The sequence below is a fragment of the Pseudomonas sp. CBZ-4 genome (assembly GCF_000346755.1).
Lineage (GTDB): Bacteria > Pseudomonadota > Gammaproteobacteria > Pseudomonadales > Pseudomonadaceae > Aquipseudomonas.
Map to the genome: position 1 here is coordinate 75444 of NZ_ANNV01000009.1, position 15380 is coordinate 90823.

General features: G+C 61.0%; 17 protein-coding genes. 1 reads left to right on the top strand and 16 read right to left on the bottom strand.

Annotation, left to right across the window (positions count from 1 at the left end; all coding sequences use genetic code 11):
* Positions 1-170: 170 nt before the first annotated feature.
* The 3 genes from B348_RS0101295 to B348_RS0101305 all read right to left on the bottom strand — a co-directional run bounded on the left by B348_RS0101295 (position 171) and on the right by B348_RS0101305 (position 2011).
* Positions 171-575: a type II toxin-antitoxin system HicB family antitoxin gene (locus tag B348_RS0101295; RefSeq protein WP_016978509.1), complete on the bottom strand. Its 405-nt coding sequence runs from the start codon at positions 573-575 to the stop codon at positions 171-173.
* Positions 576-586: 11 nt separating this feature from the next.
* Positions 587-775: a type II toxin-antitoxin system HicA family toxin gene (locus B348_RS0101300; RefSeq protein ID WP_026136468.1), complete on the bottom strand. Its 189-nt coding sequence runs from the start codon at positions 773-775 to the stop codon at positions 587-589.
* A 108-nt stretch (positions 776-883) separates the two neighbouring features.
* The gene (locus B348_RS0101305; protein WP_017734364.1) at positions 884-2011 is read right to left on the bottom strand and encodes a cytochrome P450; all 1128 of its coding nucleotides are present in this window, start codon (positions 2009-2011) and stop codon (positions 884-886) included.
* Between the two features lie 76 nt (positions 2012-2087).
* On the opposite strand from B348_RS0101305, the gene B348_RS0101310 reads away from it, so the two are divergent.
* Complete coding sequence (locus B348_RS0101310; protein WP_017734365.1) at positions 2088-2774, top strand: helix-turn-helix transcriptional regulator; 687 nt, start codon at positions 2088-2090, stop codon at positions 2772-2774.
* Positions 2775-3000: 226 nt separating this feature from the next.
* Here B348_RS0101310 and B348_RS1000000131875 read toward each other — a convergent pair whose 3' ends face one another.
* The 13 genes from B348_RS1000000131875 to ccmA form a co-directional block, all read right to left on the bottom strand.
* Positions 3001-5901 (bottom strand): M10 family metallopeptidase C-terminal domain-containing protein, encoded by a 2901-nt coding sequence (locus B348_RS1000000131875; RefSeq protein ID WP_081609186.1) that lies wholly within the window; start codon positions 5899-5901, stop codon positions 3001-3003.
* A 520-nt stretch (positions 5902-6421) separates the two neighbouring features.
* Positions 6422-6988, bottom strand: coding sequence for a phosphonate metabolism protein/1,5-bisphosphokinase (PRPP-forming) PhnN (phnN, locus tag B348_RS0101320; RefSeq protein WP_017734366.1), 567 nt, complete (start codon positions 6986-6988; stop codon positions 6422-6424).
* Positions 6989-7038: 50 nt separating this feature from the next.
* A complete protein-coding gene (locus B348_RS0101325; RefSeq protein ID WP_026136469.1) occupies positions 7039-7620 on the bottom strand; it encodes a histidine phosphatase family protein in 582 nt (193 codons plus the stop codon).
* A gap of 215 nt (positions 7621-7835) precedes the next feature.
* Positions 7836-8234, bottom strand: coding sequence for a hypothetical protein (locus B348_RS0101330; protein ID WP_017734368.1), 399 nt, complete (start codon positions 8232-8234; stop codon positions 7836-7838).
* A 16-nt stretch (positions 8235-8250) separates the two neighbouring features.
* Positions 8251-9435, bottom strand: a complete 1185-nt coding sequence (gene ccmI, locus B348_RS0101335) for a c-type cytochrome biogenesis protein CcmI (RefSeq protein WP_017734369.1) — start codon at positions 9433-9435, stop codon at positions 8251-8253.
* The gene (locus tag B348_RS0101340) at positions 9428-9901 is read right to left on the bottom strand and encodes a cytochrome c-type biogenesis protein (RefSeq protein ID WP_017734370.1); all 474 of its coding nucleotides are present in this window, start codon (positions 9899-9901) and stop codon (positions 9428-9430) included. Before B348_RS0101340 ends, ccmI begins: the two co-directional genes overlap by 8 nt.
* Positions 9898-10434, bottom strand: a complete 537-nt coding sequence (locus B348_RS0101345) for a DsbE family thiol:disulfide interchange protein (protein WP_017734371.1) — start codon at positions 10432-10434, stop codon at positions 9898-9900. The genes B348_RS0101340 and B348_RS0101345 overlap by 4 nt, the downstream gene beginning before the upstream one ends.
* Positions 10431-12419, bottom strand: a complete 1989-nt coding sequence (locus tag B348_RS0101350; RefSeq protein WP_017734372.1) for a heme lyase CcmF/NrfE family subunit — start codon at positions 12417-12419, stop codon at positions 10431-10433. Before B348_RS0101350 ends, B348_RS0101345 begins: the two co-directional genes overlap by 4 nt.
* 3 nt (positions 12420-12422) lie before the next feature.
* On the bottom strand, positions 12423-12878 hold the full coding sequence (gene ccmE / locus B348_RS0101355) for a cytochrome c maturation protein CcmE (RefSeq protein ID WP_026136470.1): 456 nt from the start codon (positions 12876-12878) through the stop codon (positions 12423-12425).
* Positions 12875-13051: a heme exporter protein CcmD gene (gene ccmD, locus B348_RS0101360; RefSeq protein WP_003172771.1), complete on the bottom strand. Its 177-nt coding sequence runs from the start codon at positions 13049-13051 to the stop codon at positions 12875-12877. The genes ccmE and ccmD overlap by 4 nt, the downstream gene beginning before the upstream one ends.
* Positions 13048-13803 carry a heme ABC transporter permease gene (locus B348_RS0101365; protein ID WP_017734374.1) on the bottom strand — a complete coding sequence of 252 codons (756 nt, stop codon included), beginning with the start codon at positions 13801-13803 and terminating at the stop codon, positions 13048-13050. Before B348_RS0101365 ends, ccmD begins: the two co-directional genes overlap by 4 nt.
* 78 nt (positions 13804-13881) lie before the next feature.
* Positions 13882-14550, bottom strand: a complete 669-nt coding sequence (gene ccmB / locus B348_RS0101370) for a heme exporter protein CcmB (protein WP_017734375.1) — start codon at positions 14548-14550, stop codon at positions 13882-13884.
* The gene (gene ccmA / locus B348_RS0101375) at positions 14547-15182 is read right to left on the bottom strand and encodes a cytochrome c biogenesis heme-transporting ATPase CcmA (RefSeq protein WP_017734376.1); all 636 of its coding nucleotides are present in this window, start codon (positions 15180-15182) and stop codon (positions 14547-14549) included. Before ccmA ends, ccmB begins: the two co-directional genes overlap by 4 nt.
* Positions 15183-15380: the final 198 nt, after the last annotated feature.

The window sequence follows — 15380 nt, forward strand, 5'->3', positions numbered from 1 at the left end:
CAACAACACTAACTTCAGCGACACATCCAATTGTTCTAAAACAGAAAAAACAAAGTCTTAGAAATCGACGTTATTGAACTTCTCCATTTCCCCATCGAGCGGGACATATCCACTCAACATTGCGCGCCACACCTGACCGGACCCAACCTGGCACCCGCCGAGCGCATTTGTCACGAACGCACCAACTTCTCCAAGGCCGCATCCGCCAGGAATGACGAGCGGCTTTTGACCTTGTGCTCGCGCACATAGCGGTCGATACGCTGGATGACATAACCGGGCAAGGTCACATTGACCTTCTCGGTCTTGCCCAGATAGGGCGAGATATCCAGCTCCAACATGCCCCAGCCCATGCCGGCATAGTCTTCGTGAGCGTGATGATTGGCCACCGAGGTGGGCATCGGAATCGGCCCGCCCTCGGCGGCGATTTCTTGCAGCATGATGTGGGCCACTTCCACGGCCGCGTTGTACGCCTCTTCAAAACTGTCCCCGGCGGTGACGGCGCCCGGAATATCGGGGATCTGAATACCGGTGGCGGTGAAGTCATCGCCCCATTCGATACAGATTGGGTATTGCATGAATGCTCTCCTTAAAACTCAAACAAGCCGGCGCGTTTCCTGATGCTTCTGACGGTGCCCAACGGCAGGTCCTTCTTGGGGTGAGGCACCGGGATCGTGTACGGGTTATAGCGATGGGTAAAAATATGATGGCTGCCCGTGACCCGATCCAACACCCAACCTGCCTCTTGCAGTTCCTTGATCAATAACCTGCTTTGCACCGCAGCCTCCTTGGCGTGGCCCGAATAAAAGTAACCCTAGAGTTATATTTACTCAAGCACAAAATACGCAGGACTGACTGACGGCTGTTTTGCTGAATGTTGAAAAAGCTACCCGTTCACATCGTGCAGGCTCGGAGCTGCGTGGTGAAACCGGGGGATGCGACCATTCAGCGACGGCCAATAGCTGAACGGAACGGGCAAGACCGGCTGGCGCTGCAACAACGCCAGAATCACCTGTGAAGCAAGCGTCAGCGCGAGCTGCTGGCCGGGACAATGATGCCGGCCCACGCCAAAGCTGAATATTCGCCGCTGCGGGCGCTCAAGCAGGAAGCTGTCGGGGTCCGGGTTGGCATCGCCGTCCCGGTTGGCCGACGCCAGAAGCACCAGAATCGTATCGCCCACTTCCAGGACTTGACCGCCAATCGTGCAGCGCCGCGCCACAAATCGCCGGGTGTTTTGCACCGGTGCGTCGTAGCGTGCCACTTCTTCCACCAGCGCCATCGCCAGTGCCGGCGTGCGTTGCACCTGCTCCAGCAGGTCGGGCCGCCGAGCGAGCACCGCTAGTGTATTGCCGATCAGGCCGGCGCTTGCTTCGCAGGTCTGCGACAACAGGCCGATCAGGTTGGCATTCAGCACGTCTGCGCCCAACCACTCACCGCTGCGAATGGCCGCCAGCAGCGCGGTTTCTTCGAACACATCGCTGAACATCTGCCGCAACTGCGAAGCCCCGAGATCGGCGTTGCGCAGTTGCGCTTCGTCACTCAACGGTGAGAGGCAGGCGACAAAATTCCGCGTCAGCTCGGCGACCACACCCAACTGATCACCGGGAAAGCCGAGCAAATGGGCTATCACCGACACCGGCAGGCGAAACATCCAGTCGTCCAACTGAGTAGCATCACCGCAGAGGTGCTGCACGGCGCCGGCAACCTGCCGTGCACTCACACCCGCCAGCGCCGGCTGGACGGCGGCCCGTGGGCAGCGATGGGCAACGCCTTCGTTCATGCGCATCAGTTGCGCAAACACCTGGCCCGCGGCGCGTTGCGCAATCGCGGCAGGCACCGGTTCATGCAATGGCCGTACGCCGCAGTCGGGATGGACCAACACCGCCTCGACCGTCTGCGCGCGGCTGGCGACCCACAGCCCTAGGCCGACGTCGAACAGCAAGCCCGCATTGCGCCGCAAACCGGCGTAATAGCCATAGGGATCAGCATGGGTCGCAGCTTGCAACGGTGTCATTCAGCACATCCTGTTCTCATGAAGAACCGTTACTATCCGCCCTCCCGCACGGCAACGATTCGCTCAGGAACGAAATATGAACGGCCACGACGAAGACGCCGCCCTCTCACAAATTGCCGGTGCGATTGCCGAACCCGCACGTACGAAAATGCTCTGCGCGCTGATGGACGGCCACGCGCGCACCAGTACCGAAATGGCGGCGATTGCCGAGGTCCGTGCGTCCACCGCCAGCGCCCATCTGGCCAGGCTCAAGGACGATGGGCTGATCACGTTGCACACTCAGGGCCGCCACCGTTACTACAGCCTCGCGGGGTCGCATATCGCCCAGGCCATTGAAGGGTTGATGGTGATCAGCCGCCAGAGCGCCAAGGCGTTTGTGCCGAACACACCAAGCCGCTTGCAGTTCGCGCGTACGTGTTACGACCACATGGCCGGGACGCTGGCGGTGCAGTTGCATGACCACTTCATCGCAGCCGGCTGGCTGATCGGCGAAGGGACTTACCAGCTCAGCCCACCCGGCGAAAAAGCCATGCTTGAACTCGGGATTGATCTCCCTGCACTGCACGCCCAACGCCGGCGTTTTGCCTGTGGTTGCCTGGACTGGAGCATGCGCCGCCCCCACCTGGCCGGCGCGCTGGGTGCGGCGCTGCTGCACAGTGCGCTCCGCAAGGAATGGCTGACTCAGGATCTGGATAGCCGCGCGCTGGGGCTGACGCCCAAGGGCCGCAAGGCATTGATGACACGATTTGGAATACCCGTGTGACAACTCGCAGGCGCCTTCGGCTCGGCGATTGCCAGCGGCGTGTACAAACACGGCGGCTGGCTGGGCGTAGCTTTGGTGGGCAGCGCGTTCCCGCTGGTGGCGTTGTTGCGGTTCCACAGTGCTCACGCCACGCCGCTCCGGTCGTAGCCTGAGCACCATCGCATCAACAGTAAACCAGCCGCCCTAGTCTCAAGACGGCTGGTTTCGACTGGGTGCTACGACGGCCTCAAGCCTCTATCAGTCCATTACAACTCAGCAGGTTTTCAGGACGTGTCGTCAGCCCCACGACATCTTCCGGGCTGATCAAGCGCGTACTCTTGATGAGAAAGTCGATATTTCCATCACCCGTCAAATCGACCACCAGCATGTATCGAGACGTGGCCGGATTGAGCTTGATCATGGTCTCCCCCGCCTTGCCGGTAAATTTATCGACGTAGATCAATACGACACCCGCGCGCTTGCTCATGGCCACCAAGTCAATTTTGTCCTTGCCGGTCGTGAAGTCCAGTAGCAGGTCGGCACTGTCGCGGGTTGAGTCGGACGCCGCGTTGTACTTGAAGGTATTCCAACCACCACCGCCCTCAAGATGATCGGCGCCGGGGCCACCAACCAGGATGTTATCGGCCCTGTTGCCGATAATCCGGTCGTTGCCACTACCGCCAATGGCATTTTCAATCACTGTTTTGCGGGTGATGAAAATGTTGTCCTTCAACCCACCCACGCTGGAGTGGGTGCCTCCACGCAAGCTAATGGTTTGGTGCTGGCTGAATCCGGAAAAGTCGACCGTGTCGTTACCCGTTTTGTCGTGCACAACGAAATCAGGCTTGTCGTCGGCGGACGTAAGCGTCATGTGCGGCTTGCCGGTATTGGAGTTGAAACCGTAGATGGTATCTTCAGTTTTTTCTGTAGTGGGCTCTGGTTTTGGGTCCGGTTTAGGATCTGGCTTGGGATCCGGCTTGGGATCTGGCTTGGGATCCGGCTTGGGATCCGGCTTGGGATCCGGCTTGGGATCCGGCTTGGGATCTGGCTTGGGATCCGGCTTGGGATCTGGCTTGGGATCTGGCTTGGGATCCGGCTTGGGATCTGGCTTGGGATCCGGCTTGGGATCCGGCTTGGGATCCGGCTTGGGATCCGGCTTGGGATCTGGCTTGGGATCCGGCTTGGGATCTGGCTTAGGATCTGGGTCCTTCCCCCCGTCATGCCCCACCACATCGCCCGGTTTAATCTGACCCAGCGTTTTGATCAGCAGGTCAGCCTTGCCGTCCCCCGTCACGTCAATGGCAAGGCTACCCACGCCGATTTCGCTGTCGAAACTCAAGACAGCCTGGCCTGCGCGCCCCGAAAACGTGTTCACGAACTCCAGCTTTTTGCCCCCGGCCTCGCGCATCAAGGCGGACACGTCGATCTTGTCCCTGCCCGATTCAAAATCCATCAGCAAGTCAGGAGAATCGGGGGTGGAATCATTGACCTTGTCATACACGAAGGTGTCCGCACCGCCGCCTCCCCATAGCTTGTCAGCACCGCCGCCGCCCTTTAATCGATTACCGACCTGGTTACCGATCAACAGGTCATTCCCCGTCCCTCCCACCGCGTTTTCAAGGGTCGTCGAACTGTCGATCGACACATTGCCCTTCATCCCACCGACGTCTGAAAACGACCCGGCGTGCAGGTCAATAATCTGATTCTGCGCAAAACCCGAAAAATCCAACGTATCAATACCGCCCTCATCCTTGACCTTGAACCGAGGTTTATCCTCAGGCGACGTGAGGGTGGAGTCAGCCTGACCACTGGTAGAGTTGAAACCGTAGGTGGTATTCACATTGCTCGGCTTTGGCTTGGGATCATCGGGCTTGCCGCCTTGTCCCAACACATCACCAGGATTGATCTGGCCTTTGCTTTTCACCAGGAAATCAGCCTTGCCATTGCCCGACAGGTCAATGGCCAGACTCCCCTCACCGCTTGCATGGTCAAAGGTCAGCACCGCGTCCCCCGGACGCCCGGCCAGTGCCCCGAAGTTGAGTGCTTTAATCCCGGCTTTTCTGAGCATGCCGGAAACATCGATCTTGTCAGTACCGGTGGTGAAATCCGCAAGCACATCGGGCGCCTCGGGCGTAGAGTCGCTCGCCTGATCGTACGCAAACGTGTCGGCGCCACCACCACCCGACAGGGTGTCCGCGCCACCACCGCCCCTCAGGCGATTGTCCGCCTGATTTCCGGTCAAGGTGTCATTGCCTGCCCCGCCGAACGCGTTTTCAATCGTTACGCCTTTGGCAATCGAGACGTTGCCTTTGAGCCCTGCCACGTCGGAGAACGCTTCAGCATTGAGGTTGATGACTTGATTCTGGATAAAGCCCGAAAAGTCCAGGGTGTCTACCCCGCCGCCGTCCCAGACACAGAAGATCGGCTTGTCATCCGCCCCTTTCAGGCTATAAAAATCACGCTCGCTGTTGGAGTTGAAGCCATAGGTCGTATCGGTATTTCGGGTTTTTGTATTAACGCCATAAATGCGTTGGATCGCGGCAATGTCATCCATCATCGGAGCGGCGGGCATCCGCTCATCGAAGTCATGGCCAGCTTGATTACGCTCGGACCAATAGCTCATCACGCTGCGGGCTCGCGTGTCCTCGGCATACTCGGCACTGCGATCGTAAGAGCCCCCGCCATTATAGCCCCCGGGATGTTCAAGGCCGAGCGCATGGCCAAGTTCATGTGCCGCGACAAATGGAAAATAACTGCCCAACGTTGGATTACTCTCTGCGCCCCCGGTACCAATATTTGCCTGTCCATTAAAGAAGTATTTATTCGGCAGTGTTGCCCAGCCACCGCCATGCCCCGGAATATCTTTAATCGTGATAGATCCATCCGTGTTGTCGGTGCTTTCCTGAAACGTGACATTGGCGAGATCACCCCATGCCTGCAAGGACAATATGCATCGTTCTTTCTGTCCTGCCGTCATCCCACCCTCAAAGCGATAAGAGATCACGATTTTCTGATCATCGTTCCGGTCATGAAACTTATAACCGCCACGGGTGATATGTGCTGCAGCTTGGTCTGTGGTGAAACTAGGTTTTTTTGAACTGCCATTGGAAAACGTGTGGTCGGGTTTCTCAGGTAATCCATCGAACATGGGAGGGATCACACAGCAGGGTAAAGATGGCGTAACAGAAGAACTCATAATTCAACCTTTAAATTAATTTTCTTTTCGACGACCCACAACATGGCCGACAACTACCGAGCTTTCAGCCGGCAGCCGAACTTATCTTCCCACACACAGCAGAAGCAAAATAAACAAGAAGAAACACAGTTGAAATTTAGCAACAAGAAAGAAAAAAGACTTACAAAAAAAATAAACTAACACGATATAAAAACAGCATAACTACCTGTTTTTGCCAACAATAAAATCAATGGAGAAAGTTAAAACCACACCCCCCAACCAAACTCATCAACACGAAGAAATACACCACTCCACCTGCAATATCATGTGCAAGTAAAGTTTAAAATACTGCGTAGGATGCAAGCCCATCTGCAGTTTAAAACAAGTATTTCTTTCTGACGTTGTATACGTTACTGACAGGTTCCACCCGATTATTGACAAGGTGCAAGCAAGGCCCCTTCAAGACATGTGTTCCCACGTTGGTATGCGCCATTCAAATCGAATGCTGCGGCTCCAGGCAACACAACAAGCGCTCGACCGTATGCGCCAACGGCCCGGAGTTATCCAGCACAAACAACCCCGACGCATTGTCGGCGATCAGCTCTGCGGTGAACTGCGCATTACGCGCCAGGCGCGCCTCAATGTCCGCCAACGACTCACGTCCACGGGCAATCAAGCGCTGGCGCAACACCGCCTGATCCACCGTCAGCAACAACACCAACAAGCTCGGATATCGCGCGCGGGTCTGCGCCAGGTGCGCGCGGGAGCCATTGACCAGCACGTCGTCCCCGGCCGCCAGCCAGTCGTCGATTTCCTTGGGAATGCCGTAGGACAAACCATTCGCTTGCCAACTCAGGGCAAACGCGCCCTCGGCGTCCATCGCGGCAAACTGCGCCGGGCTCACCCCTTGCGCGGCCTCGCCCACCGCCTCCGCCGAACGGGTGATGACGCGGCGCACAATGCGGCAGCCGCGCTCGGCCAGGTGCGGTCGCGCGGCGTCCAACAGGCTGTCCTTGCCCGAACCCGATGGTCCGATGAGATAGATCAACCTGCCTGCCATCCACACACCCTCTTTACCTGTTGCCGGTCAGCCCGCCGGCGGCGGCCACTTTACAGCAGCGCACTGGTGGGCAGTGCCATGGGGTAGAAATTTTCCAGCAGCAGCCTGTCGCCGTTCTCCAGTTGCCAGTCATAAAAGTCCGCAAAGTCCCCAAGCGCCAATCCACGGATCACCTTGGCCACGAAACCATGGGCCACCAACAACACAGTGCCCGAAGGATAACGTGCCACCAGCTCGGCCAAGCCTTGGTGTACACGGGCAACAACCTCGGCGATCGACTCACCGCCTGTTGGACCGACGGCCCATTGGCGCGTGATGTTCTGTGCCCAGAGCTGCGGGTACTGCGCTTTTGCCTCCGCCTGGGTCAGGCCCTCGAACACGCCCACATAGCGTTCGCGAAAGCTGTCCATTGTCACGAGTTCAAGGTTCAACGCCTGGTTAAGAATCTGCGCGGTTTGCTGGGCGCGCAAGCGTGGGGAGACGATCAGCGCGTCGATGCCGGCGGGTAAATTTTGGCTGAGGGAAAAGGCTTGTTCCCGACCGCGTTCGGTCAGTTCCGGGTCGAGCGCACCGAGGTAGCGTTGCTCGGCGTTGGCCCAGGTTTCGCCGTGGCGTACGACGTGTAGGTGCATGAGGTCCATCTCGCGGTTCTGTGGGATTCGCGATGATAGCAACTGCCCCGATCCCCTGTGGGAGCTGGCTTGCCTGCGATAGCGGTATACCTGCAATGAATTCCGCGCCTGACACACCGCCATCGCGGGCAAGCCCGGCTCCCACAGTTGATCTTCGTTGAATTGAAGAAGGTGTTTCAAAGGCATGAAAAAGGCGACCCGAAGGTCGCCTTTGGCTATTGCGCGTACTTTTTGCTGAGCCCCGGCGGCACGCCCTGCACATTGGTCTCTTCCCACGGCCCGTTCGGGCTGATGGAGCGGCTCCAGCCGTTGCTCCAGCGGTAATACGTACGCTGGCGGTAGAAGGTGTCGGGCTGGTCATCCAGCACGTAGACCTTCATGGTGCCATCCCAGTGGCTCGCCGCACCCGGTGGTGGGGCGAAGGTCGGTGAAGAGGTCGGCACCGGTTTTTTCGGCGGCGCGGTCACCGGGGTGCTGGGCTTGGTGCTCGGCTGCGTCGCCGGGCCCGACGGCGGGATGGTCGGGCCGGTCGGCGCGGGCGGTGGCCGGTGGACCGCACAAGCACTCAAGCCCAATACCAGGCTGAGCAGGGTGATACGTGCGAATGCGGTCATGGGCGTTTCCTCGAAATTACTTGTCCGGACTGTCGATGGTCAGCTGCTGCAGTGCAGTGGTGGTGCTGGCCAAGGGTTGGCTGCGGCCGATCCACTCGCCAGCGGTCGGAAGACCGGCCCGGGATATGCGCGCAACCAGTTGGACTTCGGGGAAGTTCGACAGTTTCAACTGCGGCATCATCGCGTCGGCATCGCCCAGTTCGACGGTGATCGGCAGTTCGGCGACGGTGACGCGCTTGGCCGCCAACGGTGCCGGCGGGCCGGACACGGCGCGGGCGAAGATGAACACGCTGTCGCTTGGCAGGGCGTTGGCCTTCACGTCCGCCGCCAGGTCCACGCGGACTTTGAGCAAGGCTTTTTGCGCGACGCTACCACCACTTTCCTTGAGCTTGTCGGCGGCGCGGTCGATACCGCCTTGCAGTGCGGCGCGGGAGCCATCTTCGGCCGGCAGTTGCGCCAGCAGGCGGCTCCAGTAGTCGATCGCTTCCTGGTAGCGCTGGCCTTCAAAGGCGGCGATACCCAGCAGGCCGAGGCTGGTGACTTCCTTGGGGTCCAGCTTCAGCGCTTCGTCGGTCAAGGCCTGGACCTTGGGCGACCACTGTTTGTTGTCGGCAAAGTACTGCGCCTGGGCCCACTGGCCAAGCAGTTCCGGCTGGCGCCCGGCGAGGGCCGCTGCGCGCTCGAAGACCTTGGCCGCATCGGCCGCGCGGTCCTGGGCCATGTAGGCGCGACCGAGGAAGTACAGGCCTTCCGGCGAGTCCGGTTGGGCGATGGCGGCGCGTTCCAGGCGCTGGGTCATGTCTTCCATGGACACCGGCGGCTGGGAGAATTCGCGGGTCAGTTCGACCTTGTCGCTGGCGCCGAAATGCAGGTACAGGCTCACGCCCAACACCGGCACCAGGAACGCGGCGAGCAACGGCAGCGGTTTGCCCAGGCGCGATTCGCGGGGCTTTTCCACGCCTTCGGTGTCGGCGAGCAGTTCGCGCGCAGCTTCGGCGCGGCCGGTGTCGAGTTGGGCGGCGTTGAGCACGCCTTCGTCCTGCTGCACTTGCAGCTCGGCGACGCGTTCCTGGTACAGCGCCACGTTCAGCGCGGTGCGATCCTCTTCGCGCTGGGCACGGCGGCCGCGCAGCACAGGGATCAACAGGAAACTCAGGGCAATCAGAAGCAGCAAGCCGGCTGCGAGCCAGAAATCAATCATCAGTCTTGGTGTCCAGCAATTGGTCGAGACGTTTACGCTCTTCGGGGGACAGCGCGTCGGAGCCGTCAGTCGGCGCGGCGCGGCGGCGGCGGATGATCACGGCCATCACCACCACACCGCTCAGCAACAGCCCGGCGGGGCCGAACCAGAGCAGCGCGGTCTTGCCGGTGAGCGCCGGTTTGTAGCGCACGAAGTCACCGTAGCGGTCGACCATGAAGTCGATGATCTGCTGGTTGTCCTTGCCCTCCCCCAGCATGCGGAAGATCTCGCGGCGCAGGTCGGTGGCGATGGGCGCGTTGGAGTCAGCGATGTCCTGGTTCTGGCACTTGGGGCAGCGCAGTTCCTTGGTCAAGTCGCGGAAACGCTCGCGCTCGGCGTCGTTGGCAAATTCGTAGGTGTCGATGGCGGCGTGGGCCACGCCGGCCAGGCCCAGCGCCAACACAGCGGCGGCTAACAGACGCTTCATGGCTTGGCCTCATCGACCAGCGCCTGGTACTTGGCGGCCAGTTGCTCGCGCCACACCACTTCGTCGATCACGCCGACGTACTTGTCGCGGATTACGCCCTTGGCATCGATAAAGAAGGTTTCTGGGGCGCCGTACACGCCGAGGTTGAGGCCGAGGTTGCCGTCCTCATCGCGGATATCCAACTGGTACGGGTTGTGGAACTCCGCCAGCCACTTCAAGGCGGCGGCGTTGTCGTCCTTGTAGTTGATGCCGTAGATCACCACGCCTTTCTCGGCCAGCTTGTTGAGCACCGGGTGTTCAACGCGGCAGGAGATGCACCAGGTGCCCCACACGTTGACCAGCGCCGGTTTGCCCAGCAGGTCGGCCTGGGTCAGGGTCTTGTCGCCCTGCACGGTGGGCAGGCTGAACGCCGGGAACGGCTTGCCGATCATCGCCGACGGCAGCTCGGACGGGTCCAGGTAGAGGCCGCGATACAAGACCACCGCGCCCAGCAAAAACACGATCAGGGGGATCGCCATCAACCAACGTTTCATACCGCCGCTCCCTGCAGGCCGAGGGCTTCACGCACCCGGCTCTTGACCTTGACCCGATAACGCCGATCCAGCGCCGCCAGCAAACCACCGAAACCGGTGAGCAGGCCGCCGAACCAGATCCAACGCACAAACGGCTTCACATGCACACGCACCGCCCAGGCACCGTCGCCCAGCGGTTCGCCGAGTGCCACATAGAGGTCACGGGTGAAACCGGCGTCGATGCCGGCTTCGGTCATCATCGAACTCTGCACGGTGTACAGGCGTTTTTCCGGGTGCAGCACGGCCACTTCCTTGCCGTTACGGACTACGCGCACGGTGCCTTTGTCTGACGTGAAGTTCGGCCCTTCGAAGTGCTTGGCGCCTTCAAAGATGAAGTGGTAACCGGCCAGGTCCATGGACTCGCCCGGCGCCAGGCGCAGGTCGCGCTCGGCGCTGTTCTGGCTGGACAGCACCACGCCGAGGGCGCACACGGCGATGCCGATGTGGGCGATCTGCATGCCCCAGTAGCTGCGGGTCAGGCTTGGCAAACCCTTGAGCAGACCTTTGTGGCGGGTCTTGTCGAAGATGTCACGCACACCGGCCAGCAGCACCCAGGCGGCGAGCAGGAAGGTGGCGAGCACCGCCCAGTTGAAGTCGCCGTAGGCAAAGCCGGCGATCACCGCCAGGGCCACGCTGCCGAGCAGTACTGGCATCAGCATGCCCGCCAGCCATTTCACCGGGGTGTCTTTCCAGCGCACCAGCACGCCGACCGCCATCACCACCATCAACAAGCCCATCAACGGGATAAACAACGCGTTGAAATACGGCGGGCCGACGGACAGCTTGGCGCCGCTCAGCGCATCCAGCACCAACGGGTACAGGGTGCCGAGCAGGATCATCGACGCCGCCACCACCAGCACCAGGTTGTTGCCCAGCAGCAGGGTTTCCCGCGACCACAGGTTGAAGCCGACCTGGCTCTTGACCACCGGCGCGCGCAGGGCAAACAGGGTCAGGGAACCACCGACCACAAACAGCAGGAAGATCAGGATGAAGATGCCCCGCGCCGGGTCGGAAGCAAACGCATGCACCGAGGTCAGCACACCCGAACGCACGAGGAACGTGCCGAGCAGGCTGAGGGAAAATGCCGCGATGGCCAGCAGCACGGTCCAGCTCTTGAACACGCCGCGTTTTTCGGTGACGGCCAGCGAGTGAATCAACGCCGTGCCCACCAGCCATGGCATGAAGGACGCGTTTTCCACCGGGTCCCAGAACCACCAGCCGCCCCAGCCGAGTTCGTAATAGGCCCACCACGAACCGAGGGTGATGCCGATGCCGAGGAAGGCCCAGGCGACGATGGTCCACGGTCGCGACCAGCGCGCCCACGCCGCATCCAGGCGCCCACCGAGCAAGGCGGCGATGGCGAAGGCGAAGGCCACGGAGAAACCGACGTAACCCATGTAGAGCATCGGTGGGTGCACGATCAGGCCGATGTCTTGCAGCAGCGGGTTGAGGTCGTGCCCGTTGGTGGGGATCTGCGGCAGGATGCGGCTGAACGGGTTGGAGGTCATGATCAGGAACAGCAGGAAGCCGATGCTGATCATGCCCATCACCGCCAGCACCCGGGCCAGCATGACTTGCGGCAGTTGGCGCGAGAACACCGACACGGCGAAGGTCCAGCCGCCGAGGATCAACGCCCACAGCAGCAACGACCCTTCGTGGGCGCCCCACACGGCGCTGAACTTGTAATACCAGGGCAAGGCGGTGTTGGAGTTGTTCGCGACATAGCTGACGGAAAAGTCGTCGGTCATAAACGCGTAGGTCAGGCAACCAAACGCGAACAGCAGGAACGCGAACTGGCCCCAGGCGGCCGGCTGCGCCAGGCTCATCCACAGGCGGTCACCGCGCCAGGCGCCGAGCAACGGCACCACGGCTTGCACGATGGCAAAGCACAGCGCGAGGATCATCGCCAACTGGCCGAGTTCGGGAATAAACAAAGCGGCGTTCATGACTCAACCCTCCTTGGCGGGGGTGGGGGCGGACTGGCCGCTGTCCTTGAGGGCTTTGGTCACCTCAGGCGGCATGTATTTTTCATCGTGCTTGGCCAGCACTTCATCGGCCACCACCACGCCGTCGGCGTTGAGCTTGCCCAGGGCGACGATGCCCTGGCCTTCGCGGAACAGGTCCGGGAGGATGCCGCGGTAGCTGATGGTCACGGACTTGCTGAAGTCGGTGACCACGAAGGTGACGTCGAGGGAATCACCGGAGCGCTTCAAGGAGCCGGCCTCGACCATGCCGCCGGCGCGGATGCGCGTGTCCAGCGGAGCTTCGCCGTTGGCGATCTGGGTCGGGGTGTAGAACAGGTTGATGTTCTGTTGCAGGGCGCTCAAGGCCAGGGCCACGGCAATGCCGACGCCGGCCAGGATGGCAAGGATGATCAACAGACGCTTTCTACGCAGCGGATTCACTTTTCGGTCTCCCGGCGCAGACGACGCGCCTCTTGTTGCAGGTAACGCTTGCGCGCCAGGATCGGCGCGGCGACGTTGAGGGCCAGCACCGCCAGGCAGATGCCATAGGCCGTCCAGACGTACAGGCCGTGGTGGCCCATGGCGAGAAAATCACTGAACGAAGCAAAACTCATCCGCGCGCTCCCAGGCTGTGTTGCACTTCGGCCTTGACCCAACTGGCGCGGGCTTCGCGCTTGAGCACTTCGAGGCGCATGCGCAGCAACAGCACCGCGCCGAAGAAGCAGTAGAACCCCAGCACCATCAGCAGCAGCGGCGCCCACATTTCCACGGGCATTGCCGGTTTTTCGGTGAGGGTGAAGGTGGCGCCCTGGTGCAGGGTGTTCCACCACTCCACCGAATATTTGATGATCGGGATGTTGATCACGCCAACAATCGCCAGCACCGCGCAGGCCTTGGCGGCGCTGTCACGATTACTGATGGCGTTGCCCAAGGCAATCAGACCGAAGTACAGGAACAGCAGGATCAGCATGGACGTTAGTCGCGCATCCCACACCCACCACGAGCCCCAGGTCGGCTTGCCCCAGATGGCGCCGGTGACCAGCGCCACGGCAGTCATCCACGCACCGATCGGCGCGGCGCATTGCAGGGCGACGTCGGCGAGTTTCATCTTCCACACCAGGCCGACGATGCCGCACACGGCGAGCATCACGTAGCAGGACTGGGCCAGCATCGCGGCGGGCACGTGGATATAGATGATGCGAAAGCTGTTGCCTTGCTGGTAGTCCGGCGGCGCGAAAGCCAAGCCCCAGACCAGGCCGATGCCGATCAGCAACACGGCGAAGAGGCTCAACCACGGCAGCAGTTTGCCACTGATGCCGTAGAACCATTTGGGCGAGCCGAGCTTGTGAAACCAGGTCCAGTTCATTGCTGTTTCCATCACGGTTGCTTTTCGTCGATGCGAAAAGCTTAGGGTCTTTACTGGCTAACGCTTAGCCAGACCTCATTATTCGCCGACGCTGATCTTCAGGCCGGCCGCTATTGCAAAAGGTGTCAGGGTTACCGCCAGGGCGGTCAGGCTGCCAAGCCACAAGAGGTAACCCGTCGCCGGCATGCCCATCAGCGCGGCTTGCAACGCGCCGCTACCGAGGATCAACACCGGGATATACAAAGGCAGAATCAGCAGGGCCAGCAACAGGCCGCCGCGCTTCAAACCCACGGTCAACGCCGCGCCCACTGCCCCCAGCAAGCTGAGGACCGGCGTACCGAGCAACAGGCTCAGGAGCAGGATCGGCAGGCATTCCGTGGGCAGGCCGAGCATCATCGCCAGCAGCGGCGAAAGCAAGACCAGCGCCAGGCCGGAAAACGCCCAGTGTGCCAGTACCTTGGCCAGTACCAGTAGTGGCAGGGGGTGCGACGAAAGGACCCACTGCTCCAGGGAACCGTCTTCGAAATCACTGCGAAACAGGCCGTCCAGCGAGAGCAGCACGGACAAAAGCGCCGCCACCCACACCAGTCCCGGAGACAAGGTTTGCAACAGTTTAGTCTCGGGACCGACCGCCAACGGGAACAAGGCAATAACGATGGCGAAGAACACCAGCGGGTTGGCCAGCTCGGCCGGGCGACGGCACAACAGCCGCGCTTCGCGGGCGACCAACAGGGCGAAGACACTCATGCTGACCACCGTCCCAGATCGAGGTCGCGGTAACCGGCGGGCAGGCGCGTCAGGGTGTGGTGTGTCGTCAGCACGACTAAACCGCCGCTCTCGCAGTGCTGGGCCAGGTGTGCTTCCAACTGGGCGACGCCTTGTTTATCGAGGGCGGTGAAGGGTTCGTCGAGAATCCACAGCGGCGGGCCCGGCAGGTACAAACGGGCCAGGGCCACGCGGCGCTGTTGGCCGGCGGACAGGGTGTGGCAAGGCACGTCTTCAAAACCCTTGAGGCCGACGGCGGCGAGGGCCTGCCAGATGGCGTCACGGGACGCGGGATGATGCAGGGCGCTGAGCCAGCTGAGGTTTTCTTCGGCGGTGAGCACGTCCTTGATCCCGGCGGCGTGGCCGATCCAGATCAGGTTGCGGGCGAGCTCGGTGCGTTGTTCGTTGAGGGGTTGGCCGTTGAGCCGCACCTCTCCGGCCGTCGGTTGCATCAAGCCGGCCAGCAGGCGCAGCAAACTGGTCTTGCCGCTGCCGTTGGGCCCGCTGATTTGCACCATGTCGCCGCCCGCCAGCCGCAGTTCGAGGTGCTCGAACAGCAGGCGCAGGTCGCGTTCACAGGAGAGCGCTACGGCTTCTAGAAGAGGGCTGGTCAAAAGATCGCGGGCCTTTACGGTTCAAGTCGGCGGTGCAGCGGCCGTTAAAGAGAAGTGCACAATAACGGCTTCGGCGACCGATTTTAGAGAGCTGGATCAAATAGTTGTGAGGTTTTTAGCGCTCTCTTTGCAGACGGGCCGCATTATACATGCGATGCCCTACTCTAAAGAGGGCAATTTCCTTCAAGACGGCGCGCG